Source organism: Methylobacterium sp. GC_Met_3 (assembly GCF_026540775.1).
Lineage (GTDB): Bacteria > Pseudomonadota > Alphaproteobacteria > Rhizobiales > Beijerinckiaceae > Methylobacterium.
Genome location: NZ_JALNUL010000005.1, coordinates 87,625 through 114,575 on the forward strand (window position 1 = coordinate 87,625; position 26,951 = coordinate 114,575).

Annotated in this window: 40 protein-coding genes; 32 read left to right on the top strand and 8 right to left on the bottom strand. The window is 69.2% G+C overall.

Translation table 11 applies throughout. The features are described from left to right. The 22 genes from OXS27_RS09405 to OXS27_RS09510 all read left to right on the top strand — a co-directional run bounded on the left by OXS27_RS09405 (position 1) and on the right by OXS27_RS09510 (position 9,864). Positions 1-282, top strand: coding sequence for a hypothetical protein (locus OXS27_RS09405; protein ID WP_267355738.1), 282 nt, complete (start codon positions 1-3; stop codon positions 280-282). Next, a complete protein-coding gene (locus OXS27_RS09410; RefSeq protein WP_267355740.1) occupies positions 279-659 on the top strand; it encodes a hypothetical protein in 381 nt (126 codons plus the stop codon). The genes OXS27_RS09405 and OXS27_RS09410 overlap by 4 nt, the downstream gene beginning before the upstream one ends. Then, complete coding sequence (locus tag OXS27_RS09415) at positions 659-889, top strand: hypothetical protein (protein ID WP_267355742.1); 231 nt, start codon at positions 659-661, stop codon at positions 887-889. Before OXS27_RS09410 ends, OXS27_RS09415 begins: the two co-directional genes overlap by 1 nt. Continuing rightward, the gene (locus tag OXS27_RS09420) at positions 886-1,149 is read left to right on the top strand and encodes a hypothetical protein (RefSeq protein WP_267355744.1); all 264 of its coding nucleotides are present in this window, start codon (positions 886-888) and stop codon (positions 1,147-1,149) included. Before OXS27_RS09415 ends, OXS27_RS09420 begins: the two co-directional genes overlap by 4 nt. After that, the gene (locus OXS27_RS09425) at positions 1,149-1,472 is read left to right on the top strand and encodes a hypothetical protein (RefSeq protein WP_267355746.1); all 324 of its coding nucleotides are present in this window, start codon (positions 1,149-1,151) and stop codon (positions 1,470-1,472) included. Before OXS27_RS09420 ends, OXS27_RS09425 begins: the two co-directional genes overlap by 1 nt. Further along, positions 1,469-1,660 (top strand): hypothetical protein, encoded by a 192-nt coding sequence (locus OXS27_RS09430; RefSeq protein ID WP_267355748.1) that lies wholly within the window; start codon positions 1,469-1,471, stop codon positions 1,658-1,660. The genes OXS27_RS09425 and OXS27_RS09430 overlap by 4 nt, the downstream gene beginning before the upstream one ends. Continuing rightward, on the top strand, positions 1,657-2,229 hold the full coding sequence (locus OXS27_RS09435) for a helix-turn-helix domain-containing protein (protein ID WP_267355750.1): 573 nt from the start codon (positions 1,657-1,659) through the stop codon (positions 2,227-2,229). The genes OXS27_RS09430 and OXS27_RS09435 overlap by 4 nt, the downstream gene beginning before the upstream one ends. After that, entirely contained in the window at positions 2,226-2,579 is a 354-nt protein-coding gene (locus OXS27_RS09440) for a hypothetical protein (RefSeq protein WP_267355752.1), read from the top strand. The genes OXS27_RS09435 and OXS27_RS09440 overlap by 4 nt, the downstream gene beginning before the upstream one ends. Then, entirely contained in the window at positions 2,579-2,998 is a 420-nt protein-coding gene (locus OXS27_RS09445; protein ID WP_267355754.1) for a hypothetical protein, read from the top strand. Before OXS27_RS09440 ends, OXS27_RS09445 begins: the two co-directional genes overlap by 1 nt. Further along, positions 2,995-3,363, top strand: a complete 369-nt coding sequence (locus OXS27_RS09450; protein WP_267355756.1) for a hypothetical protein — start codon at positions 2,995-2,997, stop codon at positions 3,361-3,363. Before OXS27_RS09445 ends, OXS27_RS09450 begins: the two co-directional genes overlap by 4 nt. Further along, positions 3,360-3,935, top strand: coding sequence for a J domain-containing protein (locus OXS27_RS09455; RefSeq protein ID WP_267355758.1), 576 nt, complete (start codon positions 3,360-3,362; stop codon positions 3,933-3,935). Before OXS27_RS09450 ends, OXS27_RS09455 begins: the two co-directional genes overlap by 4 nt. Then, entirely contained in the window at positions 3,928-4,155 is a 228-nt protein-coding gene (locus OXS27_RS09460) for a hypothetical protein (RefSeq protein WP_267355760.1), read from the top strand. Before OXS27_RS09455 ends, OXS27_RS09460 begins: the two co-directional genes overlap by 8 nt. A gap of 2 nt (positions 4,156-4,157) precedes the next feature. Further along, complete coding sequence (locus tag OXS27_RS09465) at positions 4,158-5,117, top strand: DUF5131 family protein (protein ID WP_267355762.1); 960 nt, start codon at positions 4,158-4,160, stop codon at positions 5,115-5,117. A gap of 56 nt (positions 5,118-5,173) precedes the next feature. Continuing rightward, positions 5,174-5,536: a hypothetical protein gene (locus tag OXS27_RS09470; RefSeq protein ID WP_267355764.1), complete on the top strand. Its 363-nt coding sequence runs from the start codon at positions 5,174-5,176 to the stop codon at positions 5,534-5,536. Continuing rightward, positions 5,533-5,808, top strand: coding sequence for a DUF2312 domain-containing protein (locus OXS27_RS09475; RefSeq protein WP_267355766.1), 276 nt, complete (start codon positions 5,533-5,535; stop codon positions 5,806-5,808). Before OXS27_RS09470 ends, OXS27_RS09475 begins: the two co-directional genes overlap by 4 nt. Then, the gene (locus tag OXS27_RS09480) at positions 5,808-6,038 is read left to right on the top strand and encodes a hypothetical protein (RefSeq protein ID WP_267355768.1); all 231 of its coding nucleotides are present in this window, start codon (positions 5,808-5,810) and stop codon (positions 6,036-6,038) included. The genes OXS27_RS09475 and OXS27_RS09480 overlap by 1 nt, the downstream gene beginning before the upstream one ends. A gap of 3 nt (positions 6,039-6,041) precedes the next feature. Then, on the top strand, positions 6,042-6,308 hold the full coding sequence (locus OXS27_RS09485; RefSeq protein ID WP_267355770.1) for a hypothetical protein: 267 nt from the start codon (positions 6,042-6,044) through the stop codon (positions 6,306-6,308). Further along, positions 6,301-6,573, top strand: a complete 273-nt coding sequence (locus OXS27_RS09490) for a hypothetical protein (protein WP_267355772.1) — start codon at positions 6,301-6,303, stop codon at positions 6,571-6,573. The genes OXS27_RS09485 and OXS27_RS09490 overlap by 8 nt, the downstream gene beginning before the upstream one ends. Continuing rightward, positions 6,570-6,890, top strand: coding sequence for a hypothetical protein (locus OXS27_RS09495; protein ID WP_267355774.1), 321 nt, complete (start codon positions 6,570-6,572; stop codon positions 6,888-6,890). Before OXS27_RS09490 ends, OXS27_RS09495 begins: the two co-directional genes overlap by 4 nt. Continuing rightward, the gene (locus OXS27_RS09500; RefSeq protein WP_267355775.1) at positions 6,857-8,071 is read left to right on the top strand and encodes an integrase; all 1,215 of its coding nucleotides are present in this window, start codon (positions 6,857-6,859) and stop codon (positions 8,069-8,071) included. Before OXS27_RS09495 ends, OXS27_RS09500 begins: the two co-directional genes overlap by 34 nt. Before the next feature lie 197 nt (positions 8,072-8,268). Beyond that, positions 8,269-9,564: a hypothetical protein gene (locus tag OXS27_RS09505; protein WP_267355776.1), complete on the top strand. Its 1,296-nt coding sequence runs from the start codon at positions 8,269-8,271 to the stop codon at positions 9,562-9,564. A gap of 78 nt (positions 9,565-9,642) precedes the next feature. Then, a complete protein-coding gene (locus tag OXS27_RS09510; protein WP_243920369.1) occupies positions 9,643-9,864 on the top strand; it encodes a hypothetical protein in 222 nt (73 codons plus the stop codon). Between the two features lie 98 nt (positions 9,865-9,962). Here the strand turns inward: OXS27_RS09510 and OXS27_RS09515 are convergent, their stop codons facing one another. Continuing rightward, on the bottom strand, positions 9,963-11,267 hold the full coding sequence (locus OXS27_RS09515) for an MFS transporter (protein WP_267355777.1): 1,305 nt from the start codon (positions 11,265-11,267) through the stop codon (positions 9,963-9,965). A gap of 214 nt (positions 11,268-11,481) precedes the next feature. Here OXS27_RS09515 and dnaN point away from each other — a divergent pair, with 214 nt between their 5' ends. Together dnaN and OXS27_RS09525 are read left to right on the top strand one after the other, a co-directional pair. Next, positions 11,482-12,603, top strand: coding sequence for a DNA polymerase III subunit beta (dnaN, locus tag OXS27_RS09520; RefSeq protein WP_267355779.1), 1,122 nt, complete (start codon positions 11,482-11,484; stop codon positions 12,601-12,603). Between the two features lie 10 nt (positions 12,604-12,613). Continuing rightward, entirely contained in the window at positions 12,614-12,865 is a 252-nt protein-coding gene (locus OXS27_RS09525) for a type II toxin-antitoxin system ParD family antitoxin (RefSeq protein ID WP_267355781.1), read from the top strand. Here the strand turns inward: OXS27_RS09525 and OXS27_RS09530 are convergent. After that, entirely contained in the window at positions 12,835-13,119 is a 285-nt protein-coding gene (locus OXS27_RS09530; RefSeq protein ID WP_267355783.1) for a hypothetical protein, read from the bottom strand. The two genes, OXS27_RS09525 and OXS27_RS09530, sit on opposite strands and share 31 nt — an antisense overlap. 31 nt (positions 13,120-13,150) lie before the next feature. Between OXS27_RS09530 and recF the strand changes: the two genes are divergently transcribed. Continuing rightward, positions 13,151-14,287: a DNA replication/repair protein RecF gene (gene recF / locus OXS27_RS09535; protein ID WP_243920378.1), complete on the top strand. Its 1,137-nt coding sequence runs from the start codon at positions 13,151-13,153 to the stop codon at positions 14,285-14,287. Between the two features lie 3 nt (positions 14,288-14,290). On the opposite strand, the gene OXS27_RS09540 is transcribed toward recF, so the two are convergent. Continuing rightward, entirely contained in the window at positions 14,291-15,982 is a 1,692-nt protein-coding gene (locus OXS27_RS09540) for a methyl-accepting chemotaxis protein (protein WP_267355785.1), read from the bottom strand. A gap of 437 nt (positions 15,983-16,419) precedes the next feature. Here OXS27_RS09540 and OXS27_RS09545 point away from each other — a divergent pair, with 437 nt between their 5' ends. Further along, complete coding sequence (locus tag OXS27_RS09545; protein ID WP_267355787.1) at positions 16,420-16,815, top strand: VOC family protein; 396 nt, start codon at positions 16,420-16,422, stop codon at positions 16,813-16,815. Positions 16,816-16,862: 47 nt separating this feature from the next. Continuing rightward, on the top strand, positions 16,863-17,462 hold the full coding sequence (locus OXS27_RS09550; protein WP_267355789.1) for a histidine phosphatase family protein: 600 nt from the start codon (positions 16,863-16,865) through the stop codon (positions 17,460-17,462). Here the strand turns inward: OXS27_RS09550 and OXS27_RS09555 are convergent, their stop codons facing one another. From OXS27_RS09555 to OXS27_RS09575, 5 genes are all read right to left on the bottom strand, one after another. Continuing rightward, a complete protein-coding gene (locus tag OXS27_RS09555) occupies positions 17,463-18,179 on the bottom strand; it encodes a hypothetical protein (protein ID WP_267355791.1) in 717 nt (238 codons plus the stop codon). 61 nt (positions 18,180-18,240) lie between these two features. After that, positions 18,241-19,233 (bottom strand): nickel/cobalt transporter, encoded by a 993-nt coding sequence (locus OXS27_RS09560; RefSeq protein WP_267355793.1) that lies wholly within the window; start codon positions 19,231-19,233, stop codon positions 18,241-18,243. Next, positions 19,224-19,898 (bottom strand): DUF1007 family protein, encoded by a 675-nt coding sequence (locus OXS27_RS09565; protein ID WP_243920385.1) that lies wholly within the window; start codon positions 19,896-19,898, stop codon positions 19,224-19,226. Before OXS27_RS09565 ends, OXS27_RS09560 begins: the two co-directional genes overlap by 10 nt. A gap of 80 nt (positions 19,899-19,978) precedes the next feature. Beyond that, positions 19,979-20,887, bottom strand: coding sequence for an amino acid ABC transporter substrate-binding protein (locus OXS27_RS09570; RefSeq protein WP_267355796.1), 909 nt, complete (start codon positions 20,885-20,887; stop codon positions 19,979-19,981). A 157-nt stretch (positions 20,888-21,044) separates the two neighbouring features. After that, positions 21,045-22,325: a dicarboxylate/amino acid:cation symporter gene (locus tag OXS27_RS09575; protein WP_243920387.1), complete on the bottom strand. Its 1,281-nt coding sequence runs from the start codon at positions 22,323-22,325 to the stop codon at positions 21,045-21,047. Positions 22,326-22,564: 239 nt separating this feature from the next. Here OXS27_RS09575 and OXS27_RS09580 point away from each other — a divergent pair, with 239 nt between their 5' ends. The 5 genes from OXS27_RS09580 to OXS27_RS09600 are packed head-to-tail and all read left to right on the top strand — an operon-like array spanning position 22,565 to position 26,949. Next, on the top strand, positions 22,565-23,482 hold the full coding sequence (locus tag OXS27_RS09580; RefSeq protein WP_243920389.1) for a branched-chain amino acid ABC transporter permease LivH: 918 nt from the start codon (positions 22,565-22,567) through the stop codon (positions 23,480-23,482). After that, on the top strand, positions 23,482-24,876 hold the full coding sequence (gene livM / locus OXS27_RS09585) for a high-affinity branched-chain amino acid ABC transporter permease LivM (protein WP_267355799.1): 1,395 nt from the start codon (positions 23,482-23,484) through the stop codon (positions 24,874-24,876). Before OXS27_RS09580 ends, livM begins: the two co-directional genes overlap by 1 nt. After that, entirely contained in the window at positions 24,876-25,781 is a 906-nt protein-coding gene (locus OXS27_RS09590) for an ABC transporter ATP-binding protein (protein WP_243920392.1), read from the top strand. The genes livM and OXS27_RS09590 overlap by 1 nt, the downstream gene beginning before the upstream one ends. Then, positions 25,778-26,575 carry an ABC transporter ATP-binding protein gene (locus OXS27_RS09595; protein WP_243920393.1) on the top strand — a complete coding sequence of 266 codons (798 nt, stop codon included), beginning with the start codon at positions 25,778-25,780 and terminating at the stop codon, positions 26,573-26,575. The genes OXS27_RS09590 and OXS27_RS09595 overlap by 4 nt, the downstream gene beginning before the upstream one ends. A 5-nt stretch (positions 26,576-26,580) precedes the next feature. Further along, entirely contained in the window at positions 26,581-26,949 is a 369-nt protein-coding gene (locus OXS27_RS09600; RefSeq protein WP_243920614.1) for a DUF6867 family protein, read from the top strand. The last annotated feature ends 2 nt before the right edge of the window (positions 26,950-26,951 follow it).

Sequence of the window (26,951 nt, forward strand, 5' to 3'; positions counted from 1 at the left end):
ATGCCCCACGCCAAGGAGCACCCGCTCGCCGGCCGCCGCGTCGTCCCCGACGCGCAGACCGGGGCTGCCCTCTACGTGGTGGATTGGCTCGATCGCCTCCCCGGCGCTGGCTACTTGCTGAGGCTCGGCAATCCGGTCGGAGACGCCTTCCGCCGCCGCATCGCGGGGCTCGACCTGCACGTATCGGGCGCCGTGCTCGCCCATGCCGCCCCCGGCGTCGCCCTCGTCCATCACGCCGAGCTGCCGTCCTATGATCCTGTGCCCGTGGGGGTGATCTCGTGACCGACCGCGCTTTCCTGGGCGTCTTCGCCCACCTCGATCCCCGTGCTCCAGGACAGACCATGGAGCTCAAGATCATCCTGCCGCGCGGCGAATGCGACGCGGTCGTGAAGGTGCTAGGCGCCCCGGATCCGGAGTTCGGCCCCCACGTCGCCCTTCTGCCCTCTCTGCGCCCGGACTACCCCCGCAGCGACGACGGCGCGGTCCTGTTGGCCGCGCTGCGCACCACCAACCGCCTTCTGGCGGCGGGTCTGCCCCGGCTGACCCCCGAGCTGCTGCACGAACTCGGTCTGCTCGCGACTCTGATCCCCGGTCGAACGCGTCGCCGGGACATCACCGCACCGCCCTCTGTCCCGACCCCGATCCGGGAGCGGTGGTGATGGCCTACGACCTGATCAAGCAGACCCATCCCGCCGCACCGACCGTCATCGGCGCCCGCGTCGTCGAGCGCCTGTCGGGGCGGCTCGGTACCGTCGCCCCGGCCCGTGCTGGACTCGCCGGCATCGCCGTCCAGTTCGACGGCCGCTTCGGCGTCGTGGACTGCCAGCCCGAGCGGATCCGGTACGCGGCCCCGCCGCCGGCGGCCTCGCAGAATTGGAGCGTTCGATGAGCGTCGCCCCCGCCCGCTCCGCCGAACTGCTGGACCGGATCGCCGCCGCACTCGGTGTGCCGGTCGCGACGTTCAGCACAGTGCCACCGCCGACGACTGAAACGGCACCAAGCGCGCTCGTGGCTACCCTGCTCTTCGATCCGGACGGTCGGCGCTTCGTTGCGGCGTTCCCAGCGCTGTCCCCGCAGCTCCGACGCTCATTCGCGGACAACGCCGAGGCACTCGCCGCAGTGACGGCAGATCCGAAGGACGCGCCCTGATGGCTTGGCCCGCGCGCGACCGCCGCCGTCACCCGATCTCCGGGGAAACCTACGCGAACCTGCGGGATCGCGCCCGGTCCATGCGCTCCGACGGCTGCACTATGGCTACCATCATGGAGGCCCTCGGCGTGTCCAAGCCGACGGCGTGGAAATGGGTCCGGGATCTGCCGTGCCACGCGGAGATCGCCCGGGCGAACACGCGCGCTGGCGCCGACCAGCGTCGGATCTACCCGCCCGGATCGCTGGCCTACGTCCGGCAGCTGACGCGGAAGGGGTTCACGCCGATCGAGCGCATCCGCCTCGCACAGGAGGCTGCGCAATGACCGGCCGCTCTGCGCCCCTCGGCATCGCCATGGCGGTCCTCGTCCTGTTCCTCGTCCTTGGGATCGTCCTCATCCCGTGGCTGGACGAGCTGCTGCGGGATGCGATCGCGCGGAAGGAAGCGGCCGAGGTGGCAGTCAACGACAACAGCCGGGCAGCAGCCCAAAAGCCAGAAAGGCAAGTCGGATGAGCGAACGCTCAGCCCTTCACCGGGAGGTGGCGAACCTCCGTGAGCGCGTCGACGTGCTGGAGGAGGAAGTCCGCCAGCTTCGCGACGCGTTCGAACCGTCCGTGGCGATGCCCGAGGCGTGGAAGCTCACCAAGAGCGAGGCCCGCTTGCTGGCTGCGCTCGCCCGCACGCGCGGCGGCTACCTGACGAAGGAGCGGATCCTAACGGCGCTCTACGGACTGGAGCCCGACGTCGATATGAAGATCGTTGACGTCTACGTCTGCAAGCTCCGCAGGAAGCTCACGGATGCCGGCAGTGCGATCGAGATCCGGACCTATCACGGGATAGGCTTCGGGCTCACCGCCGAGGGACATGCCGCTTTCCGTGCAGAGACTGCGCCGGTTGCTGATGTCCGGGCCGAGCGGGACGCAGAGGTCGAGGCGTGGCTGCAGGAGCGGCTTGCCGCCCTGGAGGTCGAGAACGACCGCCTGAGAGAGATCGCTGGGCGCGCGCTCCCGTCGGCTACGGTAGTCCGCCCGCGCTGGTCTTGGCGGGATCACGCATCGCGTGATCGGCGGAGGCGCGCATGACCGCCTCGAAGCTCTTCCGCCTGCGCGCCGAGGTGCACGTCTACCTCGACCCGATCTGGCGCGAGGCCGCGCAGACCGGCGGTTACACCCGACGCGAGATCCGGAAGTACGCCGGCCCGGCCGCCTACTACTTCGAGCAATCGGCCCGCTGCCGCGTCTACGGCTGGCTGGCCGAGCAGATGCTGCTCACGGTCGACGAGTGCCACGCGGCCAAGTTCACTGCGGCTCAGTGCCGGCAGGCGATTGATCTGCTGGCCGGCGTCACCTTCGCGGAGATCCGCCAGTGGGCCGCACGGACGGGCTTCAAAGTCAGACGCCGCTACGACCTCGTGTCGAGGGACGCCGCCTGATGGTTGCTTACTCATTCAAGAAGCGGTTCGGCCCGCCCATCCTCGCCGGCACCAAGGCACAGACGATCCGGGCCGAGCGCGCGGGCAAGTCCCGCCATGCCCGCCTGGGCGAGCTCGTCCAGCTCTACACCGGCATGCGCACCCGCCAGTGCACCAAGCTCGGCGAGACGCGGTGCCTGGAGGTCCTGCCGATCAGGATGGACCTGATCCTCAGCCTCGTGGTCGCTGGCGGCGAATGCATCCGGGAGATCCGCGAGCTTCACGCATTCGCCCAGCGGGACGGCTTCGCGGACTGGTGGGGGCTCGTCGCCTTCTGGGTAGCCGAGCATCCGGGCGTCGACCTGTTCGAGGGCGTGCTGATCCGTTGGCAACCGCTCGTGCCGGCGTCCGAGCTCGACATCGCCGGAGTGGCGGCATGAGGAAGCGCGCCCCCAAGCTCCCGCCGCCCACCATGCTGGAGCGCGCCGAAGCGGCGATCGCTGCCCGCGCGTTGGCTGCTGCCGTCGCCGATCCGTCCAGCCGCGGCGAGCGCAGTGTCGCGTTCCTCGACTTCAGCAACCCGCGCCGGGGCGAGTGCCACATCACCTGGTCGAACCTTCCCGGCTTCCTCCAGGTCAACGACCGTTATTCACACGTCTGCCTGCCGGGCTGGGAATACACGAGGGCCGAGATCGCCCTGGAGATGATCCCGGACCTGCGGGCGCTGGCCGAACACGGCGTGCGGCCGTGTGTGGCGACGGATGGCCGACCGCTGACCCCCGATCTGTTCGGGGGCATGGCATGACCGAGGCCTACCCGCTCCAGTGGCCCGACTTCATCCCGCGTTCGACGCGCCGAGAGACCGGCCAGTTCAAGACGTCGCTCTCGGCCGCGCTGGAGAACGTACGCCGGAGTCTGCGCCTCTTCGGCTCGGACAGCGGCAAGCCCACCGGCGACGTTGTGCTTTCGTCGAACGTCACGCTCGGCCACGAGAAGCCGTCAGATCCCGGGATCGCCGTCTGGTTCACGTGGGACGGCGAGCAGCGGTGCATCCCGGTCGACCGCTACGCGAGCCCGGCTGCGAACCTGCAGGCAATCCATCACATCATCGAAGCCCGCCGCGTCGAGCTGCGACACGGGACGCTCGCGCTGGTGCGCGCCTCGATGCGCGGCTTCCAGGCGCTGGCGGCACCGGGTCGAACGCCGTGGTGGCAGGTGCTCGGCCTCGGGGCCGCGGTAACCGTCGAGGAGATCGAGGTCGCGTTCCGCCGCCTCGCCCGCGAGCGCCACCCCGACGTCGCCGGTGGCTCCCACGAGCTGATGGCCGATCTGAACCGAGCCCGGGACGAGGGCCTGCGGGAGAGAGCGCATGGGTGAGAGCAAGCGTCGACCGAGCGTCGCCGACCTGTCCTACGAGGCGCAGCAGCGCATCGAGGCGATGAAAAGCCAACTGCTCATTGCCTTTGTGAACCGCCTCGGCGGCTCACTCACCATGCCGGTCGATGAGGTCGACGGCACGGGGCAGTTCAACCTGCTCATGGGCACCGACGACGTGGCGCGGACCTTCACATTCCGTGTCGAGCGGAAGGAGCGGTAGGCATGGCGGAGACCACCGGCATCTCCTGGTGCGACCGGACGTGGAGTCCATGGTTTGGATGCACCAAGGTCAGCATCGCCTGCGACGGGTGCTATGCTGAGAACCTGATGGACCTACGCTACGGCAAGGTCACGTGGGGTCCCCACGGCGAGCGCGTCCGCTCCAGCGCCGCCTACTGGCGCAACCCGCGCAGGTGGGACCGCGAGGCCGCGGCGGCCGGCCGCCGGTTCACCGTGTTCCCGTCGCTCTGCGACCCGTTCGACAACCACGCCGATCCGGTGATCCGCGCCGAGTGGTTTGCGCTCATGCGGGAGACGCCGCACCTCGTATGGCTGCTGCTGACGAAGCGCCCGCAGAACATTGTGGCGATGTGTAAGGCCGCCGGCGGCCTGCCGGAGAACGCAGCGCTCGGTGCCACCTGCGAGAACCAGGAGATCGCCAATCGCAACGTGCGGCACCTGCTCGACGCGGCGCGCGACCTCTACCCGGTCTTCACGTTCGTGTCGGCCGAGCCGCTGCTCGGGCCCATCGACTTCACCAAGATCGTCTACGGGACGGCCGGTGACCATACGATCGTGCGCGACGCCCTGAAGGCCTCCGACATCGAGCGGATCGACTGGGTCATCACGGGCGGAGAGACCGACCAGGGCAAGCACCGGGCGCGTCCGACCGCCACGACGTGGCTGCGCCAGATCCGGGACGCCTGCGCCACTGCCGGCGTGCCCTACCACCACAAGCAGAACGGCGAATGGCAGGGTGGTATCACGGCGCGTGATGGCGAGCCTGGGCAATTCGCGCTGCACTGGGCCGAAGCGCCGGGCCGCTGGAGCTACCTCGACTACGGGCCGCGCCAGTTCGCGCAGTTCGGCGCCGACGCCCGCATGACGCGTGTCGGCAAGAAAGCCGTCGGCCGCCTCCTGGATGGCGTCGAGCACAACGGCTTTCCGGAGATGCGCGCCTAATGCCGTTCTTCCGCTGCCCGTCGACCGTCCCCTGTAGCGTCTGAGGAGATCCGCCCATGCCGTCGCCGTCCCTCGTCCAAGATGCCCGCCGCGCCCCCGACGCCCTCGATCACGTCATCCGCATGGTGCGGGTGATGCAGGAGCGGATCACCGGGCCCGAGGAGGCCTGCACGATCGTCCACCTGTTCCAGGCGGGCTTCACCGAGGTGCAGGTTCATGCCTTTCGGGATCCAGCAAGAGCCCTGATGCAGGGGCAGCCGACCGGGCTGCGCCACAACCCGCCCGGGCGACTCGCCGCAAAGCTCGCCTTGCAGCGCGTCCCATCGATCCGCGCGGCGATGGCCGAGCGCCAAGCGGCCGATCGGCCCACGTGGTCGGCACCGGCAGTCCAAGAGCGTGCCTCTGAGGTGGCGGCATGACCGCGGGCCTCAACACATCCAGCGACGTCTCCCCAGCTGAGGGCGTGGCCGCCGACGAGCTGAAGCAGTTCATCGAGCGGCTCGAACGGCTCGAGGAGGAGAAGGCCGGCATCATGGGCGACATCAAGGAGGTGTTCGCCGAGCTGAAGGGCCGGGGTTTCGACTCCAAGGCGGTCCGCACCATCCTGCGGATCCGCAAGCAGGATCACAGCGAGCGGCAGGAGCAGGAAGCCATCCTCGAGCTCTACATGCAGGCGCTGGGGATCGCGTGATGGCTCAGCTCCGTCTCATCCCGCCCGACGATTCCGACTGGACGATCGACGCGGTGCCGACGCCCGACGGCGTCGAACTCGCGATCGCCTTCACGCTCCAGGGCCAGCCCGTCACCGCGCGCTTCGTGATGGATCGCCCGGACGCCCGGTCCCTGTCGGATGGCCTCCGCGCGGCCGCCGGCGACGGCACGATGCGCACCTTCCCCCATCCGCAGATCCCGGAGGCCTGATCCATGTCCGAGCATCCCGACCTCCGCACCGAGAGCGATCGCACGCCGGGTCCGTACAAGAGCCCCGTCGAGCGCGGCGAGTACCGCAACATCTACCGCCGGTCCGACGGCTCCGAGCGGCACGGCTGCACGTGGCACGATCCGGTCAGCGCCGAGGCGATGCGCGTGGCCTTGGACGGGGAGACCTTCGTCGAGCTCCGCGACATGCGCGATGCGACGAGCATGGCCCTGGTGGGCGTCTCCGGCGCGGCGGAGGGCGGCCGTGGCTGAGGAGTCCGCTCCCCTCGTCCAGGTGTTCGTCACCAGCGATCCGCTGACGCACGGCGTCATCCCGGAGGTCGGGGCTCGGATCGAGGGCGATACCATCGTCCACAGCGCCTACGAGTATCGGCTCACGGGCGAGGGCCGCATGTGGCACCGGCGGCGCTGGGCGGCAGAGAATTACGCGCGCCAGCTCCAAGCGGCGAAGCTCGCCGAGCTTCGCGCCGAGGTCGCCCGCATCGAGAGGCTGCGCTTCGGGAGGCCGGGATCGTGACCAAGCCTCGCACTGCCCGGCCTGGCCGCCCTGCCCTCACCCTCGACGATCTGCCGTTGTTCGCGTCCGACCGGGACATCGCCGAGGCGGTCGTCGGACCGGACGAGGACGACAAGCGCGCATGGTGCGCGAGCGTCGTGAGCCTGGAGGCCTGCGGGTTCCCGGCTCCGGCGAAGCTCTACGGCAAGCGCTACGTACCGGCGGTTCGTGCCTTCTACGAACGGCAGTATGGTCCCGCGGGTCGGTCGCCTGCCGACTCAGGCATTGCAGAGGCTCCGGCGGAATGGACAGGCCGCAGATCAAGGCCCCGGGTCTGAAGTTCAGACCGCGCAGCGACGGTTGGGCGGCGTACTGGCTCCCCTCCCCCGAGGCCCAGCGCCGCGGCTACCCCTCCGGAGCCGTGCCGCTGTCGCACCTCATCGCCCTGCCCGAGCTGCTGATCGACGCCTGCCAGCGCCTGCAGACGGATATGCTCGCGTGGCTCGACGGGCTGCGCCGCACACGCAACACGTACGATGGCACGCTCGGCAGCGTGTTCCGGGTCTACCAGACGCACGCCCAGTCGCCGTTCCACGGTTTGAAACCGGGCACGCGCCATCCCTACGTCACCTATCTGCGGCTGCTCGATGCCGAGCTCGGCGACATTCGGCTCGACGGGCTTACCGCTCTGCATGTCAAGGGCTGGCATACTGGCTGGACCGGCGGTGGTGCGCGGCCGGCCGCTGGGCACATGCGGCTCGCCATCCTGAAGGCCGCCCTCACCTTCTGCGTCGTCGCCGGTCACCGAGACTGTCGGGCGCTCCGGGACGACATCCGGGAGCTGCGCCTTCCGGGGCCGCGGGCGCGCACGCTGGTAGCGAGCGCCGAGCAGGTGCGCCGCGCAATCACGGCTGCGCACGTGCTCAAGCGCCCCTCGCTCGCCCTGGCTTACGCTGTCCAGTTCGAGACTGCGCTGCGCCAGTGGGACGTCACCGGTCAATGGTACCCGCTCGCAGACCCGACGCTCTGCTCTGTGGCTCACGGCGACCGTAAGTGGGCCGGCCTCGAATGGCGCCACATCGGCGACGACGGCCTTCTGCGCTACACGCCCTCAAAGACGCGCGGATCGAGCGGCGCGGAGATCCTGATCGACCTCAGCCTCTGTCCCATGGTGTTGCAGGAGATCGAGCGCGTGCCAGAGGCTGCACGGACTGGCCCGCTCATCGTGAGCGAGAGGACCGGGCGGCCCTGGCTCGATGTCGATTTCCGCCGGACCTGGCGGCGCGTTCGTGAGGTCGCCGCGTTGCCGCCGCAGCTATGGAGTCGGGACCTACGCGCCTCGGCGATCACGGAAGGGCGGCGCGGCGGCGCGGTCAACGATGACGCGGCCAAGGTCGCCGGCCACACCAACAGCCGCATCACCGCCGACGTGTACGATCGCGAACGGCTGGAGGCCCACCGGCGGTTCGCCACCGCGCGCCTCGGGAAACGCGCACCGAACCCCGACGGGACAGCTTGAGAACGTTCCGCGGAACGCGCTCGGAACGCCCTCAACAAGGTATTGCGTTGACATCGTTAATTGAAACGATCTGTTAACGACCCCTTAACGCCGTTTGCCTTGCAGCCCCTCCGGCGTGGTATGGACTCGTCCTTGCCGGGCGCGGACCAGCGGCGGCCGGAACGTGCGAGTGCGTAACCTTGCGATGGCTGCAATCCGTGTTCGGTTCTGACGGCTCCCCCATCGTTCAATATGTCGTGATCTTCGCCGTCATCTTTACGGCGCTGGCGGCAATCGTCTTCACGGTGCGGCGGCTCACGGGGCGGAACCTTGCGCTGCCGGGGCGGAACGGCGGCCGCGGGCGGCAGCCGCGGCTCGGCATCGTCGACGTGTACGAGCTCGATCGCGCCCGCCAGCTGATCCTGCTGCGTCGGGACAATGTCGAGCATCTGCTCCTCGTCGGCGGGCCCAACGACGTCGTGGTCGAGCGCAACATCCAGCGCAGCCAGCGTCCCCTGACGGAGGCGTCCCTGAGGGCGGATACCGCGCCGGACGCCCTCGACGAACCGCTGTCGGATCCTCTGGTCCAAGGCGGGCGCCTGTCCGAGCCGTCACGCGCTCTGCCCGAGATGTCCGGGCTGCGCGCCGAGCCGCTGTTCGATCCCGGCTTCGAGATGCCCGTGATCGTGCCCTCGCCCGTGCCGCGCTCCGGGGCGGGGCCGACCGTGAACCTGCCGCTTGATCCTGCGCTGCTCGGCGGCGACGAGCCCGGGCAGGACGTCTCCGAACCGCTGTTGCCGCTGGCGCCTGCGCCTCCTCAGAAACTCACCGAACCGCTGCGCGCTCCGGTTCGCGAGCCGGTCGCTCCGCGCCGGGTCATGAGCCGGACTGCGCCGCCGCTGGTCGATCCGCGGCCCGGCCCGGCCTCGGAGCGCGCCGCCGATCCGGCGCCCGCCGTGGATCAGACGGCCCGGCCGGCGCCGAGCCTCGCGGTCCCGTCCGAGCGCCGGAGCGTCGATCCGGCGATCCTCTCCGACATGGCCCGGCAGCTACAGGCGGCTTTGTCGCGTCCCTCGTCGGCGGTGACCCCGGCCCCGCCGCCCATCGCGGCCTCGGCCCCGGACGACGGCGTCGATCCGATCGCCGCCGCGATGGCGACCACTCCGCCGGTCTCCGCGACGCCGCCCGAACCGGTGCTGCCCTCAACCGTCGACATGCCTGTCGACGAGCCTGCAACGCCGAGCGTTGTGGCCGCAGCTCCGTCGGTCGCGGAGGTAGAGCCTCCGGAGGTGCCGGCTCCCGCACCGCCTCCGCCTGCACCCCCTCCTCCTGCGCCGGCCGTGGCCCGGCCCGAGCCGAAGGCGCCGCCCACGTTCCGGCCTCCGCCTCCGCCCGAGCCGTCCTCACCCCCGACACGCCCCGACGCGAAGACGTCGGGAAATCCCTTCTCCGTGGAGGAGATCGAGGCCGAATTCGCCCGGCTGCTGGGACGCCCGCTCGACAAGCGGAGCTGAGCCCGATTCTTCGTGACCACACGGCGGTAACGCGGCGTTAACCATCTGCTGGAACGCTCGGGTCTGGAGGATGACCCGATGCTCTCTCTGAACGCCGAGACCGCCCGCCGCAGCCGCGCCTACCGCGCGTTCAAGCTCGATCGTGCCGGCCGCGTCGCCTCGGCCGAGATCGTTGCGGCCGAGGACGATGGCCATGCGCGTCGACAGGTGCGTGCCATGGCGGAGCGCAGCACGATCGAACTCTGGGAGCGGACGCGGTTCCTCGGCCGCTTCGAGCCCGCTGGGCCGGGACGGAACTAGAGCCGCGCTCGATCGCACTGCGATCGCGACTGGCTCCAAACCCCTGTTGTGACGCGCTCTCTCGCGCTGAACCGATACCCACGGCGGCGGTGCACGCTTTAGCGGCCCGCCGTCTCCGGCATTGCCAGCACGGCGAGGAAGCTGAGGATCGCCGCGACCCCCAGGTAGATCCCGACGAAGCCGATCCCGCCGATGTTGACGAGTTCCTGGGCGATGTAGGGCGCTCCGGAGGCGCCCAGGATTCCCGCTAGGTTGTAGGTGACCGAGGCGCCCGTGTAGCGGACCCGGGTCGGGAACAGTTCGGGCAGGACGGCGCCCATCGGGCCGAACACCCAACCCATGGACAGCAGCGCAAGGCACAGGAAGCCGAGGACCGGCGGCCATGTGCCGGTGCCGGCGGCATGGCCGAGCATCGGCCCCATCAGGAAGCCGAGCCCGAATACTGCGGCCATCCCGGAGAGCAGCACCGGACGGCGGCCGAAACGGTCCGCAGCGGCGCCCGAGATCACGATGCCGAGCGCCATGAAGCAGACTGCGATGCACTCGAACAGCAGGAAGGTCGGCCGCGCGTAGCCGAGCGTGCCGGTGCCGTAGCCCAGCGCGAACACGGTCGAGAGATAGAACACCGCGTAGACCGCCACCATGGCGAAGGTGCCCATGACGACCGCGCGCCCGTGCTGCGTCAGCATGGTGGCGAAGGGCACGCGCTCCGGCCGCGCTTGGCTCAGCGCAGCCTTGAAGGCCGGCGTCTCGGTGAGCTTCAGGCGGACATAGAGCCCGACGCCCACGAGGGCTGCCGAAGCCAGGAACGGCAGGCGCCAGCCCCAGCTCTGGAAGCTCTCGGGCGTCAGGCCGAAGCTCAGCGCCAGGAAGCCGAGATTGGCCAGGATGAATCCGACCGGCGCGCCGAGCTGCGGAAAGATCCCGTACCAGGCCCGCCGGCCGGGCGGCGCGTTCTCGACCGCCAACAGGGCCGCGCCGCCCCACTCACCGCCGAACCCGATGCCCTGGCCGCAGCGCAGGATGCAGAGCGCCGCCGGTGCCCACCAGCCGGCGGTGGCGTAGCTCGGCAGGCAGCCGATCAGAACCGTGGACAGCCCCATGATCAGGAGCGAGGCCACCAGGGTCGCCTTGCGGCCGACCCGGTCGCCGAAATGCCCGAACAGGGCTGCGCCCACCGGCCGGGCGACGAACGCGATCGCGAAGGTCGCGAAGGCGCTCAGCTGCTGCACGCCGGGCGCCCCGGCCGGAAAGAACACCGGGCCGATCACGAGCGCGGCGGCGGTGGCGTAGATGTAGAAATCGAAGAACTCGATCGCCGTGCCGACGAAGCTCGCGGCCAGGATGCGCCCGGCGCTGGGCGGGGTGGCGGTCGCGTCGGCGCTTTCGACGGTCTGAAGCATGGCGGCGTTGCGATTTATCTTGACGGCAAACGGGATTGCGGCGCTTTCGCACGGGGCGGCGCCCGCGGGAACCCCGAAAGCGCGTCCGGTGCAGGTCGCCTGTGCGATGCACCGGCGCCGGCCTTGCGTTCGCCGGCCCCCTTCGCCAAGCTGATCGGCCCTAATCCGCGCGGGACGCCGGCCGCCGCGCCGTCCCTACCAGTCGAGTTTTGCGATGAGAGTCACTGTCGAGCGCGCGGCCCTGCTCAGGTCGCTCGGCCACGTGCACCGGGTCGTCGAGCGCCGCAACACGATCCCGATCCTGTCGAACGTGCTGCTGCGCTCGGAAGGGTCCGGTCTCCAGCTGCGTGCGACCGACCTCGACATCGAGGTCACCGAGAGCGTGCCGGCGGATGTCGCCGATCCGGGCGCCACCACTGTCCCGGCGCACGTGATCTACGACATCGTGCGCAAGCTGCCCGACGGCGCGCAGGTCTCGCTGGAGACCGGCGGTGAATCCGGCCAGATGACGATCCGCTCCGGCCGCTCGCGCTTCGCGCTGGGCGCCTTGCCGGAGGGCGACTTCCCGGATCTGGCCGCCGGCGAGATGCCCCACGGCTTCGAGATCGCCAGCGCGGACCTCAAGCGCCTGATCGACAAGACGCAGTTCGCGATCTCCACCGAGGAGACACGCTACTACCTGAACGGCATCTACCTGCACACGCTGGAGACCGAGAACGGCCCGGTGATGCGGGCGGTGGCAACCGACGGGCACCGGCTCGCGCGGGTCGAGATCCCCGCCCCCCAGGGCAGCGTCGGCATGCCGGGCGTGATCGTGCCCCGCAAGGCGGTGGCCGAGATCCAGAAGCTGCTCGACGACGGCGGCGATTCCGTCGCGGTCGATCTGTCGCCGGCCAAGATCCGCCTGCGCTTCGCGGGCGGCCTGACGCTGATCTCCAAGCTGATCGACGGCACCTTCCCGGATTACCAGCGGGTGATCCCGGCCAACAACGACAAGCGACTCATCGTCCAGCGCGACACCTTCGCCAAGGCGGTGGACCGCGTCTCCACGATCTCATCGGAGCGCGGGCGCGCCGTGAAGCTCGGCCTCGCCGAGGGCCGCCTCGCCCTCTCGGTGAACAACCCGGATTCCGGCAGCGCCACCGAAGAGCTCGACGTCGATTACGAGGCCGCCAGCCTCGATATCGGCTTCAACGCCCGCTACCTGCTCGACATCACGGCGCAGCTTGAAGGCGACACCGCCCTGTTCAAGCTCGCCGACCCGGGCTCGCCGACCCTGATCCAGGACCGCGAGGGCGCCCCGGCGCTTTACGTGCTGATGCCGATGCGGGTGTAAGCACGCTGCCATGCCAAGAACCGTCGTCCTTGACCCCGTGCAGGAGGCTTCGCTCGATCGCCTGATCGCGGCTGGCCGTTATGGCTCGTCCGAAGAGGCGATCGCCGCCGGTGTGGCGTTGCTGCTCCGGCATGAGGACCGCCTCGCGACCCTCCATCAGTCTTGGCACGAGGGCGTCGAGAGTGGCGACTATCAACCCCTCGATGCCACGTTGGACGCTTTGGAAGCGCGCTACGGCGCTCTGGAAAAGGCCAATCCTTGACGCCTGTCGTGGTGTCGCGGCGAGCCCGGGCGGACCCGCGCGAGATTGGTGATTTCATCGCCGCCGACAATCCATCCCGTGCCCGCAGCTTCGTCTCGGAGCTGCGCACCCGGTGTCAGGCCCTTGGCCGGCAGCCCATGATGGGAAGACCCGCGCCGGAGGTTGCGCCAGACGTCCGGATCCTCGTATTCCGGTCTTTCCTCATCCTCCATCGCGTCTTCGACGACCGAATTTCGATCGATCGCGTCGTGCATTCAGCCCGTGATCGCTCCACCTTGCCATCCAATGAGTGACTCCGACACGGCCGGCAGCGCGCGCGTCACGCGCCTGATCGCCCGCGATTTCCGCAACCACGCCGATCTCGAACTGAACCCTGCTGCCCGCTTCGTCGCGCTGGTCGGGGAGAACGGGGCGGGCAAGACCAACCTGCTCGAAGCGCTCTCGCTGTTCGTGCCGGGCCGGGGCCTGCGCCGGGCCGAGTTCGCCACCATGGCGCGTGCCGGGGGCCCAGGGGGCTTTGCCGTGTCCCTCACTCTGGACCGGGACGGGGCCGAGCACAGGCTCGGCACCGGCTTGGAGCCGCCGGGCCCGGACGGGCGCTCGAGCCGGCTCTGCCGGATCGACGGCGCCCCCGCATCTTCGCCCGTCGCGTTCTGCGAGTTCCTTCGGGTGGTCTGGCTGACGCCGGATCTCGACGGGCTGTTCCGCGGCGCGGCCGGCGACCGACGCCGGTTCCTCGACCGTCTCGTGCTGGCGGTCGATGCCGGCCACGGGGCGCGGGTCTCCGCGATGGAGCGCGCCCTGCGCTCGCGCAACCGCCTGCTGGAGGACCGGCCCGACGACGACCGTTGGCTCGACGCGGTGGAGCGGGAGGTGGCCGAACTCGGCGTCGCCGTGGCTCTCGCCCGCCGGGAGACCGCGGAGCGCCTGGACCGGCTGATCGCCGAGACCCGGGACGACGCGCAGCCCTTCCCCTGGGCGTCGATCCGCCTGGAGGGCGACCTCGACGACCTCGTGGCGGTCTGGCCGGCCATCGAGGCGGAGGACCGCTTCCGCCTCGCCCTGCGCAACGGCCGCAACCGGGACCGCGCGGCTGGACGGACGTTGATGGGGCCGCAGACCAGCGACCTCGTGGTCCGCCACGGCCCCAAGGACGTGCCGGCGGGCACCGCCTCGACCGGTGAGCAGAAGGCCCTGCTGATCGGTCTTGTGCTGGCCCATGCGCGCTTGGTGCGTGCCATGAGCGGTATCGCCCCCGTGATCCTCCTCGACGAGGTGGCGGCGCATCTCGATCCGCGCCGCCGCGCTGGCTTGTTCGAGGCGCTGGAGGCCCTGCCCGGTCAGGTCTGGATGACCGGCGCCGACCCAAGCGCCTTCGCGCAGGCCGGCGACCGGACCGAGGTGCTGCGGATCGGAGCCTGAGCCTCAGGCCGCGCGGATCGTGCTTAGGAAGCGGGACACTTCCGCCCCGAGCTGTTCGGACTGCCGCGACAATTCGCTTGCCGCGCCGAGCACCTGCGTGGCGGCCGCGCCGGTCGCCTCGGACGCCTGCGCCACGCCCACGATGTTGCTGGTCACCTGATCCGTCCCGGTCGCCGCCTGGGAGACATTGCGGACGATCTCCTGGGTCGCCGCGCCCTGCTGCTCGACGGCCGCGGCGATGGTGGTGGCGACGTCGTTGATCTCCCGGATGCGTGCCGTGATGGTGTCGATGGCCGAGACCGCCTGCCCGGTGACCCCCTGGATCTGGCTGATCTGCTGGCTGATCTCCTCGGTGGCCTTGGCGGTCTGGCCGGCCAGTTCCTTCACCTCTGCCGCCACCACAGCGAAGCCGCGACCCGCCTCGCCAGCCCGCGCCGCCTCGATCGTGGCATTCAGCGCCAGCAGGTTCGTCTGCCCGGCGATGTTGGAGATCAACCCGACGACCTCGCCGATGCGCGTGGCCGCCTGCACCAGCGCCTGGACGAGGTGCTGGGTCTGGTCGGCCTCACCGACCGCATTCTGGGCGAGATCGGCCGAGCCAAGCACCTGCCGGCCGATCTCCTGCACCGAAGAGCCCAACTCCTCGGCGGCGGCCGCCACAGTCTGGACGTTGGTGGAGGCCTCCTCGGCCGCCGCCGCAACGGTCGTGGACTGGTTGGCGGTCTCGGTGGCGCTGGCCGTCATGTTCTGGGCGGTAGCCTGCAGCTCGGTGGCCGAGGACGAAACCATCCCGACGATGCCGCCCACCGCTCGCTCGAACCCGTCGGCCAGCTCCAGCATCATGCGCCGGCGCTCCGTGGCCGCCGCCTCGTCGGCGCGGCGCTTGACCTCGGCCTCCTCGGCGGCCTTGCGGGCGACCATGGTCTTGATGCCCTCCACGGCCTTCCCGACCGCCCCGATCTCGTCCCGGCGGGCGGCCTCGCGGATCTCGGCGTCGATCTCACCCTGTGCCATGCGCTGCAGGACCTTGACCAGGCGATCGAGCGGCCGTGTGATGCCCACCATCGCGATGAACACCGCTGCCAATAGGCCGGCCAGCATCCCGAGGGCGCTGACGGTCATCAGGGTCTGACGGGTGGCGTTGGTCTGGTCGGTCAGGTCGTCCGAGCCCTTCAGCATGTAGGCGGTGATCGCATCGGCGAGTTCGTTGCCCTCGGCCAGCATACCTGTGAAGGTCGGATCGATCGCCGTATGGATCAGCGCGATGGCCTGCTCGTTCTGGTTGCTGGTGCCGAGCCGGCGAACCTCGCTCACATCCTTGACGTAGCGCTCGATTCGGACCGTCATCGCGTCGATGCGCGGCGAGAAGGTCTGGGCATGCGCCCGCAGGTTGGGGAGCAGCGCCGTCACCTTCGGCAGGACGGCCTCGAAGCCCTGATTGGCGTCCTGCATCTGGCCCGGGTCGGTCTCCGCGATGACCCGATACACCCAATAGTTGAGTTCGACCATCAAACGGTTGAGCCGGCGCGCCTCGGCGACGGCCGCCGCCTCGTTGTTGATGAAGCGGCTGTATTCATCGTCAATTTTGGTCATGCGCGACTGGGCATACCAGACGCAGCTGCCGACAATCATACTAATCAGTGCGATGACTGATGCTATCTTCGGCAGAATTTTGACGTTGGACAGGCGTAACACGGCTTTGGGCCTCCCGATCGACATCGATGGCAGACGAGTGCAGGGCTGCGGCGTCGATTTCTGGATTTCTAGTAAAATGGTTTTAACAAATGGTTCTTGTCAAGGGATGATCTGCAAGCTTCGATTTGGTTCATTGTTGCGTCGCGCAACATAACTTATTGCAGCGATCGAATATGAAGACCTATGAATTAAATATTTGATTTGGAATGATCTAGTGTCCGGTATTGCGTCTTCAGCTCATATATTTGGGTTCGTGTGCTTGAATGTATACCATCGGAAAATATCTTCGCCGTTGCGCCCGGCGTTTCGCGACCATGGCAAGCGCTGCGGGCGACCGAACGACACCTCTGGGGCGTGCCGACCTTTTCTGCGGACGCCGGGGCGCCACATAGAGGTTCGGCACGCAGCAAGCGCGTGCGCTCGGAACTTTCTAACGCATGTCCAAGCCCGTCCACGCCATGATCCGCGTCCTCGAAGAGGATCGCGCACGCGACTACTATGCCCGCGCCTTCGGGCTCGAAGTGTCCGACCGCTTCGACTTCCCGGATTTCACCCTGATCTACCTGCGCGCCCCTGCCTCGCCGTTCGAGCTGGAGCTCACGGTCAACAAGGGGCGGGACAGGCCCTACGACCTCGGCGACGGCTACGGCCACATCGCCTTCGTGGTCGACGACGTCGAGGCTGAGCACGCGCGGCACAAGCGCGAGGGCTTCACGGCCACCGATCTGAAGACGCTCAAGCACGGCGAGGACGTGCTGGCGCGGTTCTTCTTCGCGACCGATCCGGACGGGTACAAGATCGAGGTCATCCAGCGCGGCGGGCGCTTCGCCTGACCGCATCAGACCGACCGAACCCGTCGCGGAATACACAGCCGAGATCCATGCCGAACAACACCCGACACGAGACCCGTATCGTCTGCATCCGCCACGGACAGTCGACCTTCAACGCCGCCCACAAGCATGGGGGCGGCGACCCCGGCCTCCTGGACGCACGGCTGACCGAGATGGGTCAGGCCCAGGCCCGGGCCGCCCGGGATCGGCTGCGGGCGATCCCGTTCGAGCTCGTGGTGGTTTCGCCGCTCACCCGGGCGATCGAGACCGCGGCGATCCTGTTCGGCGACCATCCGAGCCGGCCGCGCGTGCTGGTCGAGGTGCTGCACCGGGAATGCCAGGAGAGCAGCTGCGATGTCGGGCGGGCGGCCTCCGAGATCGCGGCCGAGTTCCCGCATCTCGATGTCGGGCATCTCCCGGAGGTGTGGTGGCACGCCGAGCCGGGCTGTGAGGTCGGCGGCTATCCGGTCGAGCCGCGCCCCCTGTTCGACGCCCGGGTGGCGGCGTTCCGGGAGTGGCTGCGGGAGCGGCCCGAGCGGACCATCGCGGTCGTCGGGCACGGCACGTTCTTCTACCACCTCACCGGCACGTTCCTGGAGAACTGTGCCACCATCGAGCTGGACCTGGACGCCGCGCCGGCCGCGGCCTGATCAAGCCGGGGCGCGCGCGCGCGCCGCATCCAGCCGCTCCCGGGCGCCCGCGAGGGCGATCTCGGGCGCCTGCCGGCCGATCGCCAGGGCCATGTCGAGGATCGCGCAGGCCTCGGTCCAAGTGCCGATGACGAAGGGCGCCGCGCCCTCGGCGACCTCGGCGGCGCAGCGCGCATCCTCCCCGGCCCGTTGCGCGGCCGTGGCGGTGCGGGCGACGGCTGCCGTCAGCGCGCCCTCGCGCCAGCGCCGCGCCCGGGACGCCGCCTGCGAGAGTGCCCCACCCCGCCACGCGGCCGAGCGCGCCGCCGCGAACGCCGTCGGCCAATCCGGTGCCCCGGCGCAGGCCTCGGCATCCTCCGCCATCGCGGCCAGGGTGCAAAGCGGCGCGAGGATGCGCCGGACGCTTTCGAGCGCCAGCCGCCGGGTCCGCGCGGCTTCGATCTCCGGTGTGTCGGCACTGCCGGACAGGCGCAGTACGAAGGCCAGGAGCTGCGTCCGCACGACGTCCGGCATGGCGTCGTTGAGCCCGAGCGCGTAGGCGGCGATCGGCCGCGAGAAGCAGGGCGGGCAATCCGTGCTGGAGCGGATCGCCCGGTAGGGCAGACCCGCGGCCACCATCGCCGCTTCGTTGATGCAGGTTCCGCCGTCAGGGCCGGGGAAGGGATGCGATCCGGCAAGCAGGCGCCAGTTCAGGATCGTCTCGAAGTCGGGATGCATCGGCGCGCTCTCCGTCTCGGGCACGCAGCGTGGCACGCCGCGGGCCGGATGGCGAGGCCCCTCAGCCGCCCAAGGCCGGCGCGAGGCCGGAGAGCATCGCCGTGCCGAGCACCAGCACGAAGGCGGCGGCCAGCAGTTCGAGGCCGCCGAGCGCCAGGAGGCCGACCCGGCCCCGCCCGCCCGCAAGGCGCAAGGCCGCGCGCTTGGCGAAGACCGCGAGGCCGGCCAGCGCCGTGGTGGTGAGCGCCGTCCCCAGCGCCATGGCGAGCACCGCCAGCACGCCCGCCCCGGGGACGCCCTGCGACACCGCGAAGACCAGGACCAGCACAGCCCCCGCGCAGGGGCGCGAACCGGCAGCCAAGACAACCCCGGCCCGCTCGCGCCACGTATCCATCGTCTCAAGCGCCTCCGGTCCGGGCAGGTGGCTGCAGCCGGGCCCGCATGGGGCGTCGAGATGGACCAGGCGCCCGGCCTTGCGCCATGTCAGCACCAGCCCGATCAGGGCGACGAGGGCGAAGCTCGCGGTTTCGATCACGGTGCCGGCGCGGGTGATGCCGGCCGCCGTGGCGTTCAGGATCAGGCTTCCGATCCCCACGATCGCCCCGGCGACGAGCGCCTGGAGCAAAGCCGCGCAGAAGCTGAGCGTGCAGCCGCGCCGGAACGCCCGCTCGCCCGCCAGGATGTAGCCGGCGATCACCGCCTTGCCGTGCCCCGGGCCGGCGGCGTGGAACACGCCGTACGCGAAGGCGAGTCCGACCAGCGGGCTCCAGCTGCCGCCGCCACGCAGCGCCATGACGGCCGCGTTGAGGCTGCGCGAAAAGCTGGCCTGCAGCGCCAGGATGATCCCCCCGAGGCCGGTCGCCGCCGGGGCCGCTTCGCGAAACCCGATGCCGAAGGGCGAGCGCGGCGGCGGGGCGGTGAAGCCGGGCGCCACGAGCCACGCGATCCCGGCCGCCAGGAGCGCTGCGAGCCCGATGGCCAGCGCCATGAGGCCGAGCCTCAGGCCCAGCCGTCCAGCCCCGGCGGGGGCGGCGATCCCGATGCCTACGGACACGCGACGAGCACCCGGCTGGAGAACTGAACCCCGTAGGAGGATGCGGCGGTCAGCGCCTCGAAGAAGGCCTCGGTCATGCCCGGGGATCCAGCCTCGGCGGTCTTCGGCTGCTCGGTCTTCGGGCGGGTGACGGTGGCGGCGCAGCCCTGCGGCGCGCCGGCCAGCGTCGCGGCCTCGGGCCCTTCGGCGAACGAGAAGGCGACGAAGTAGGTCGGGTCATAGACCTCCAGGGCGGCAACCCCCCGCCCCTGCTGGACCGGACTCTTCAGCGGCAGCAGGAAGGTCATGACCAGGGCCTTGTCCTCCATGCGGGCCGCCGGCTCCTTCGGATCGGCGAAGGCCTGCTCCCTGCCGCCGACCTTCAGCTTCGTGAAGTAGCCGAACTCGGCGAGGTTGGCGGTGTTCTCGGCGGCGAGCCCGGCGAGTTCGTCGGGGCTGAGTTTGCCGTCCTTGTTGGTGTCGAGGCCCTGCGTGACGAAGGCGGTGTATTCGGGGTCGAAGCTCCACGTGTCGCGCACGCCCACGAGCTTGCCGTTCTCGTAGACGAGCTGCGCCTTCGCGGTCACCCAGACGTGTGGGTGCGCGGAAGCTCCGGTGGCCGCGCAGGCGAGGATGGCGGCCAGTGCGGCGGCGCGAAGGGTCTGGCAATGCGCGGCGATCGGCATGGACGGTTGGCGCTCGCGACAGGAAGGGACCGGTGGTCCTTCCTCGCGCTCCGGTTGGGCAAAAGCGAGGCGAGTGCCGCCTACTCGCCCGCGTCGAGGCCCATCAGCTGGAAGCTCACCCGCAGGTCGTTCGACATCGGGATGTCGAGGCGATCGCCGTTGGGCAGGCGCTTGAGGAACCAGCGCTCGTAGGTCCAGCGCAAGGCCCGGGACTCGGCCAGCCGCGTGAAGGTCTGCTGCACGATTCCGGCAAGCTCCGGATCGTCCTTGCGGAACATGATGCCATAGGGCTCGTAGGAGAGCTTGTCGGGCAGGACCGCGTAGTTCGCCCCGTCCTGCGCGTCGGTGGCGATCAGCCCGTAGAGCAGCACGTCGTCGGTGGCGAAGGCGTCGGCCTTGCCGGCCTTCACCATCGCGTAGGACGCGGCGTGGTCAGGGGCGGTCACCACCTGCGCGGCGATCTTCAGCCGGGCGAGCTGGTCGCGCACGGCCTTCTCGTTGGTGGTGCCGGCGGTGACCACCACGGTCCTGCCGGCGAGGTCGCGATAGGAGGCGATCCCGGAGCCTTGCTTCACCAGCAATTGCGTCGCGCTGATGTAGTCCACCGGCGAGAAGGCGACCTGCTTGCGCCGCTCGGCGTTGGCGGTGGTCGAGCCGCATTCGAGGTCGATCTTGCCGGAGGTCACCGCCTCGATGCGGGTCTCGGCGCTGACCGGTGCGTAGCGGATCTTCACGGGCCGGCCGATCGCAGTCTGGACGTCGTCCGCGATCTCGCCGCAAAGATCGAGGGCGTAGCCGATCGCCCTCGGGCTGCCGTCCGGGTTCTTGCCGGCCACGAAGGAGAACGGCACCGAGCTTTCCCGGTAGCCGAGCACGATCTCGCCGCGCTCGGCGACGCTCTTGAGCGTGCCGGTGAGCACCTCCACGGCATAAGCCGGGGTCGCGCCCGTCAGCGCCAGAACAATCGCTGCCACGAGCCGCATCGTCATCGTCCGCTCCTTCGAAGCGTATCTTTGGCTGCCAGCAGCGTCACATATCGCGATCTTGCGCCAACCCCTCCACACAGGGGGTAGGAGAGAGCCCTGCGTCCCGCGATGTGCGAGAACCGGAGCCTCTGGATCAGGCCCCGCTGCGAAATCTCTGCAACTACTCCGCCGGCGACGGCACGGTCCCCACATGGTCGAGCCGCTGATCCGTGGCGGTGAGCTGCCCCTCCCACTTGGCCACCGCCACCGTGGCGACGCTGTTGCCGAGCACGTTGGTGGCCGAGCGGCCCATGTCGAGGAACTGGTCGATGCCGATGATCAGCAGCAGCCCGGCCTCCGGGATGTTAAAGTGCGACAGCGTCGCCGAGATCACCACCAGCGAGGCGCGCGGCACACCGGCCATGCCCTTCGAGGTCACCATCAGCAGGAGCAGCATCGTGAGCTGCTGCCCATAGGTCAGCGGGATGTTGTAGGCCTGGGCGATGAACATCACCGCGAAGGTGCAGTACATCATCGAGCCGTCGAGGTTGAACGAGTAGCCCATCGGCAGCACGAACGAAGTGATACGGTTCGGTACGCCGAATGTCTCGAGGTTGGTCAGCATCTTCGGGTAGGCCGCCTCGCTCGACGCGGTCGAGAAGGCGAGCACGAAGGGCTCCTTGATCAGGTTGAACAGGCGCACGATGCCGCCGCCGCCGAGCAGCAGGAAGCCGACGCCCATCAGCAGGGCCCAGAGCACGCCGAGACCGATGTAGAACTCGACGAGGAACTTTCCGTAGGTCACCAGCACGCCGATGCCCTGCGTGGTGATCGTGGCCGCGATGGCGGCGAACACCGCCACGGGGGCGAACATCATCACGTAGCCCGTCACCTTCAACATGACGTCGGCTACGCCCTCGATGCCCTTCGCCAGGAGTTGCCCCTTCTCGCCGAGCGCCGCGAGGCCCACGCCGAAGAAGATCGAGAAGACGACGATCTGCAGGATCTCGTTGTTGGCCATCGCCTCAACGGCGCTCTTCGGCACGAGGTGCGTGACGAACTCCTTGAGCGACAGCGAAGCCGCTTTGAGACCCGTGCCGGCGCCGGCATCGGGCAGCGGCAGGTTCAGGTTTACGCCCGGCTGCATGAGGTTGACCAGGATCAGCCCCAGCATCAGCGAGCAGAACGACGCGCCGACGAACCAGAGCAGCGCCTTACCGCCGACCCGACCCACTGAGGCGGTGTCCCCGAGATGCGCAATGCCGACCACCAGGGTGGAGAATACCAGCGGCGCGATGATCATCTTGATCAGCCGCAGGAACACGTCGGAAATCAGCGCGATGTAGCCGGCGATCTCCTTCGCCGTCTGTGGATCCGGCCAGGTGATGCTGCAGGCATAGCCCACCGCGATCCCGAGGAGCATGCCGATGAAGATCATCGTCGTGAGTCGTGAACCCTTCATCGGACGGCTCCTCGCCTTGGCTCGGGATGAACGCATCTTAAAGTTCGTTAACGTGACGCAGGAATTGCGCCATGCGCAAGCCCAATCGGGGGGCGTGACTCGGGTCTTCGACTGTTTTCGCGCGACGCTTCCACGGGGATGAAACCAGTGGCCCACGTGCTACGGCTGCGGTACGGGACTTGCCCTGCCAAGCTGCCTGCTGTTTCAACAGGCGGCCCGGAACCTGCGCGCGAGAGTACATGGACGTCTTCGTACAGCAGCTCATCAATGGGCTGACGCTCGGCTCGATCTATGGCCTGATCGCCATCGGCTACACGATGGTGTTCGGCATCATCGGCATGGTGAACTTCGCCCATGGCGACGTCTTCATGGTCTCGTGCTTCATCGCGCTGATCACCTTCCTGCTGTTGACCACTTGGCTCGGCATCAGCTCGATCGCGCTGGCCTTCCTAGTCGTGCTGGTGGTCGCCATGGTGCTGACTGCCCTCTGGGGCTGGGCGATCGAGCGCATCGCCTACCGCCCCTTGCGCGGCTCGTTCCGGCTGGCGCCGCTGATCTCGGCGATCGGCGTGTCGATCTTCCTGTCGAACTTCGTGCAGGTGGTGCAGGGCGCGCGCAACAAGCCGACGCCACCGATGTTCTCGGGCGGCATCACCCTGTTCGAGCGCGATGGTTACGCGGTGTTCCTGGCCTGGAAGCAGGTGCTGATCATGGCGGTGACCGCCGTGCTGCTCACCGGCTTCTGGTATCTCGTGCAGCGCACGCCGTTCGGCCGGGCGCAGCGCGCCTGCGAGCAGGACCGCAAGATGGCGGCGCTGCTGGGCATCGATGTCGACCGCACGATCTCGCTGACCTTCGTGCTCGGCGCCGCGCTGGCAGCGGTCGCGGGCGTCCTCTACCTCATGTATTACGGCGTCGTGTCGTTCTCCGACGGGTTCGTGCCCGGCGTGAAGGCGTTCACCGCGGCGGTGCTGGGCGGCATCGGCTCGCTCCCCGGGGCTGTGCTCGGCGGCCTGATCATCGGGTTGATCGAGACCTTCTGGTCGGCCTATTTCTCCATCGAGTACAAGGACGTGGCGGCTTTCTCGATCCTCGCGATCGTGCTGATCTTCATGCCCTCGGGCATCCTGGGCCGGCCCGAGGTCGAGAAGGTCTGATGGCTGTCTCGCAGACTGCCCTTCCCGGCTCCGTCATGGCCGGCATCCTGCGCGACTGCGCCCTCTACACCCTCGTGGCCTTCGGCCTGTGCGTGCCGATCATCGCCTACCGCACCGATCCCGGGCCGGGGACCGACCTCGTGCTCGTTCCGCGCTGGGGGCTGGTGGCGGCGCTCTGCGCGGCGGTCTTCGTCCTTCGCCTCGTCCAACGGCTCGTGCTGCTGCGCCGGGACGCCCGGCGGGCGCTGACCCCCGCCCCGACTCAGGCGACCGAGGCGGTGCACGGTGAGCCCGATGCGGGTCAGAAGAACTCGAAGCTCGGTCTCTGGCTGTTCATCGCCGTCGCGCTGACCCTGCCGATTCTCTCCACGCTCGCGACCGGCGGCCTGTCTTCGGCGCGCTACTGGATCGATCTCGGCATCCTGATCCTGACCTACGTCATGCTCGGCTGGGGCCTGAACATCGTCGTCGGCCTCGCGGGGCTGCTCGACCTCGGCTACGTCGCCTTCTACGCGGTCGGTGCCTATTCCTACGCGCTGCTCTCGACCACCTTCGGCCTGTCGTTCTGGATCTGCCTTCCGCTGGCCGGCCTGTTCGCTGGCCTGTGGGGTATGATCCTGGGCTTCCCCGTCCTGCGTCTGCGCGGCGATTACCTCGCGATCGTGACCCTGGCGTTCGGCGAGATCATCCGCCTCGTGCTGATCAACTGGACCGACGTGACCGGGGGGGGCGCCGGCATTTCGTCGATCCCCCGGGCGACCTTCTTCGGGATTCCGTTCACGGCGGGCGATGATGGGTTCGCCGCGACCTTCGGCATCCCGTACGATTCGATGCACCGGCTCGTGTTCCTGTACTACCTGATCCTGGGGCTCGCCCTGATCACCAACTTCGTCACCCTGCGCCTGCGCCGGCTGCCGATCGGGCGGGCCTGGGAGGCCCTGCGCGAGGACGAGATCGCCTGCCGGTCGCTCGGGATCGACACGACGGCGACCAAGCTCACGGCCTTCGCGCTGGGCGCGGCCTTCGGGGGCATCGCCGGGTCGTTCTTCGCCGTGCGCCAGGGCTTCATCAGCCCGGAGAGCTTCAACTTCCTGGAGAGCGCCATCATCCTGGCGATCGTCGTGCTCGGCGGCATGGGCAGCCAGGTCGGCGTCGCCATCGCGGCGGTGGCGATGGTCGGTGGGCCCGAGATGCTGCGCAACCTCGGCTTCCTGAAGGCCGTGTTCGGAGAGGGCTTCGATCCGAACGAGTACCGCCTGCTGCTGTTCGGGCTCGCCATGGTGGCCATGATGGTCTGGCGACCGCGCGGGCTGATCTCGGAGCGCCTGCCCTCGGTGTCGCTGGGCAAGCGGCGTGCCGTCTCGGGCGCGCATGTAAGCGAGGGGCACGGCTGATGGCGGCCCATCCGGATAGCCGGGCGGCTGCCGCCCCGCCGGTGCTCGCGGTCGAGCACCTGACCATGCGATTCGGCGGCCTGGTCGCCGTCTCCGACCTGTCCTTCGAGGCCCGGCGCGGCGACATCACCGCGCTGATCGGCCCGAACGGGGCCGGCAAGACCACGGTGTTCAACTGCATCACCGGCTTCTACAAGCCGACCGAGGGCATGCTGACCCTGTCTCATGCGGACGGCACCACGCACCTGCTGGAGCGGCTGCCGAACCATCAGGTCAACCGCACCGCCCGGGTGGCCCGGACCTTCCAGAACATCCGCCTGTTCCAGGGCATGACCGTGCTGGAGAACCTGCTGGTCGCCCAGCACGCGCCGCTGATGCGCGCCTCGGGCTATACGATCCTGGGCCTGCTCGGCCTTAAGACCTACCGGGACGCGCAAGCCGCCGCGATCGAGCGCGCCAAGGCGTGGCTCACCCGCATCGACCTGATGGACCGGGCCGACGACCCGGCCGGCGCCCTGCCGTATGGCGCCCAGAGGCGTCTGGAGATCGCCCGGGCGATGTGCACCGATCCGGTGCTGCTCTGCCTGGACGAGCCGGCGGCGGGCCTCAACCCGCGCGAATCGGCCGAGCTGAACACGCTGCTGCGCCACATCCGGGACGAGCACGACACGTCGGTCCTGCTGATCGAGCACGACATGTCGGTGGTGATGGAGATCTCCGACCACGTGGTGGTGCTCGATTACGGCCAGAAGATCGCCGACGGCACCCCCGCCGAGGTGCGCTCCGACCCAAAGGTGATCGCCGCCTATCTCGGCGTTGAGGACGAGGAGGTGGAGGCCGTGGAGGCCGAGGTCGGGATCAGCGTGCCGCATGGGCACGACGTTCAGACGGGGCAATCGGCATGAGCGTCGCCGGCATCAACGTCCTGGTCGAGGAGACCCGGGCGATCCAGGCAGGACAGAAGCCGCCGCTCCTCGCGGTGCGCGATGTCTCGACCTATTACGGCAGCGTCGCCGCCCTGCGCGGGGTCGACCTCGATGTCGCCGAGGGCGAGATCGTCACGCTGATCGGCGCCAACGGCGCCGGCAAGTCGACCCTGATGATGACGATCTTCGGCAGCCCCCAGGCGCGCTCGGGCACCATCACGTATGACGGGCGCGACATCACCCGGATGCCGACCCACGCCATCGCCCGGCTCGGCATCGCCCAGTCGCCGGAGGGCCGCCGGGTCTTCCCGCGCATGAGCGTCTACGAGAATCTCCAGATGGGCGCGGCGCTCCATGACGGGCGCTTCTTCACCGAGGATCTGGAGAAGGTCTGTGTCCTGTTCCCGCGGGTGAAGGAGAGGCTGACTCAGCGCGCCGGCACCATGTCGGGCGGCGAGCAGCAGATGCTGGCCATCGCCCGCGCCCTGATGAGCCGCCCGCGCCTGCTGCTGCTCGACGAGCCGTCGCTTGGCCTTGCGCCGCTGGTGGTGAAGGGCATCTTCGACGCGATCCGGGAGCTGAACCGGACCGAGGGCATGACGATCTTCCTCGTGGAGCAGAACGCCTATCACGCCCTCAAGCTCGCCCATCGCGGCTACGTGCTGGTCAACGGCAGGGTGACGATGAGCGGCACGGGCCGTGCGCTCCTGGACGATCCCAACGTTCAGGCCGCCTATCTGGAGGGGGGCCATGCCGGCCCGGTCGGGGCATGAGCATGCTGCAGGAGATCCTGTACGAGGAGCCGTCAGCCTGGCTGTTCCTGCTCGTCACCGTGGTGATGGGCGGCTGGGCCGGCTGGATGGCGGCCCGCGGCATCGCCCGGGGCTGGCGGCCGTTCTGGCAATGCGCCCTTGCGCTTCTGCTCGTGGCGGCTGCCGTGCGCTTCATCCACTACGCCCTGTTTTCGGGCACGCTGCTGTCGCTGCACTACTATGCGGTCGACGCTGTCGTGGTCATGATCATCGGCGCGGCGGGCTTCCGCTACACGCGGACGCGCCAGATGACGAGCCAGTACCGCTGGCTCTACGAGAAGACCTCACCGCTGACATGGCGCGAACGCGCGCCTGCAGCGGGCGGGGTCCGATGAGT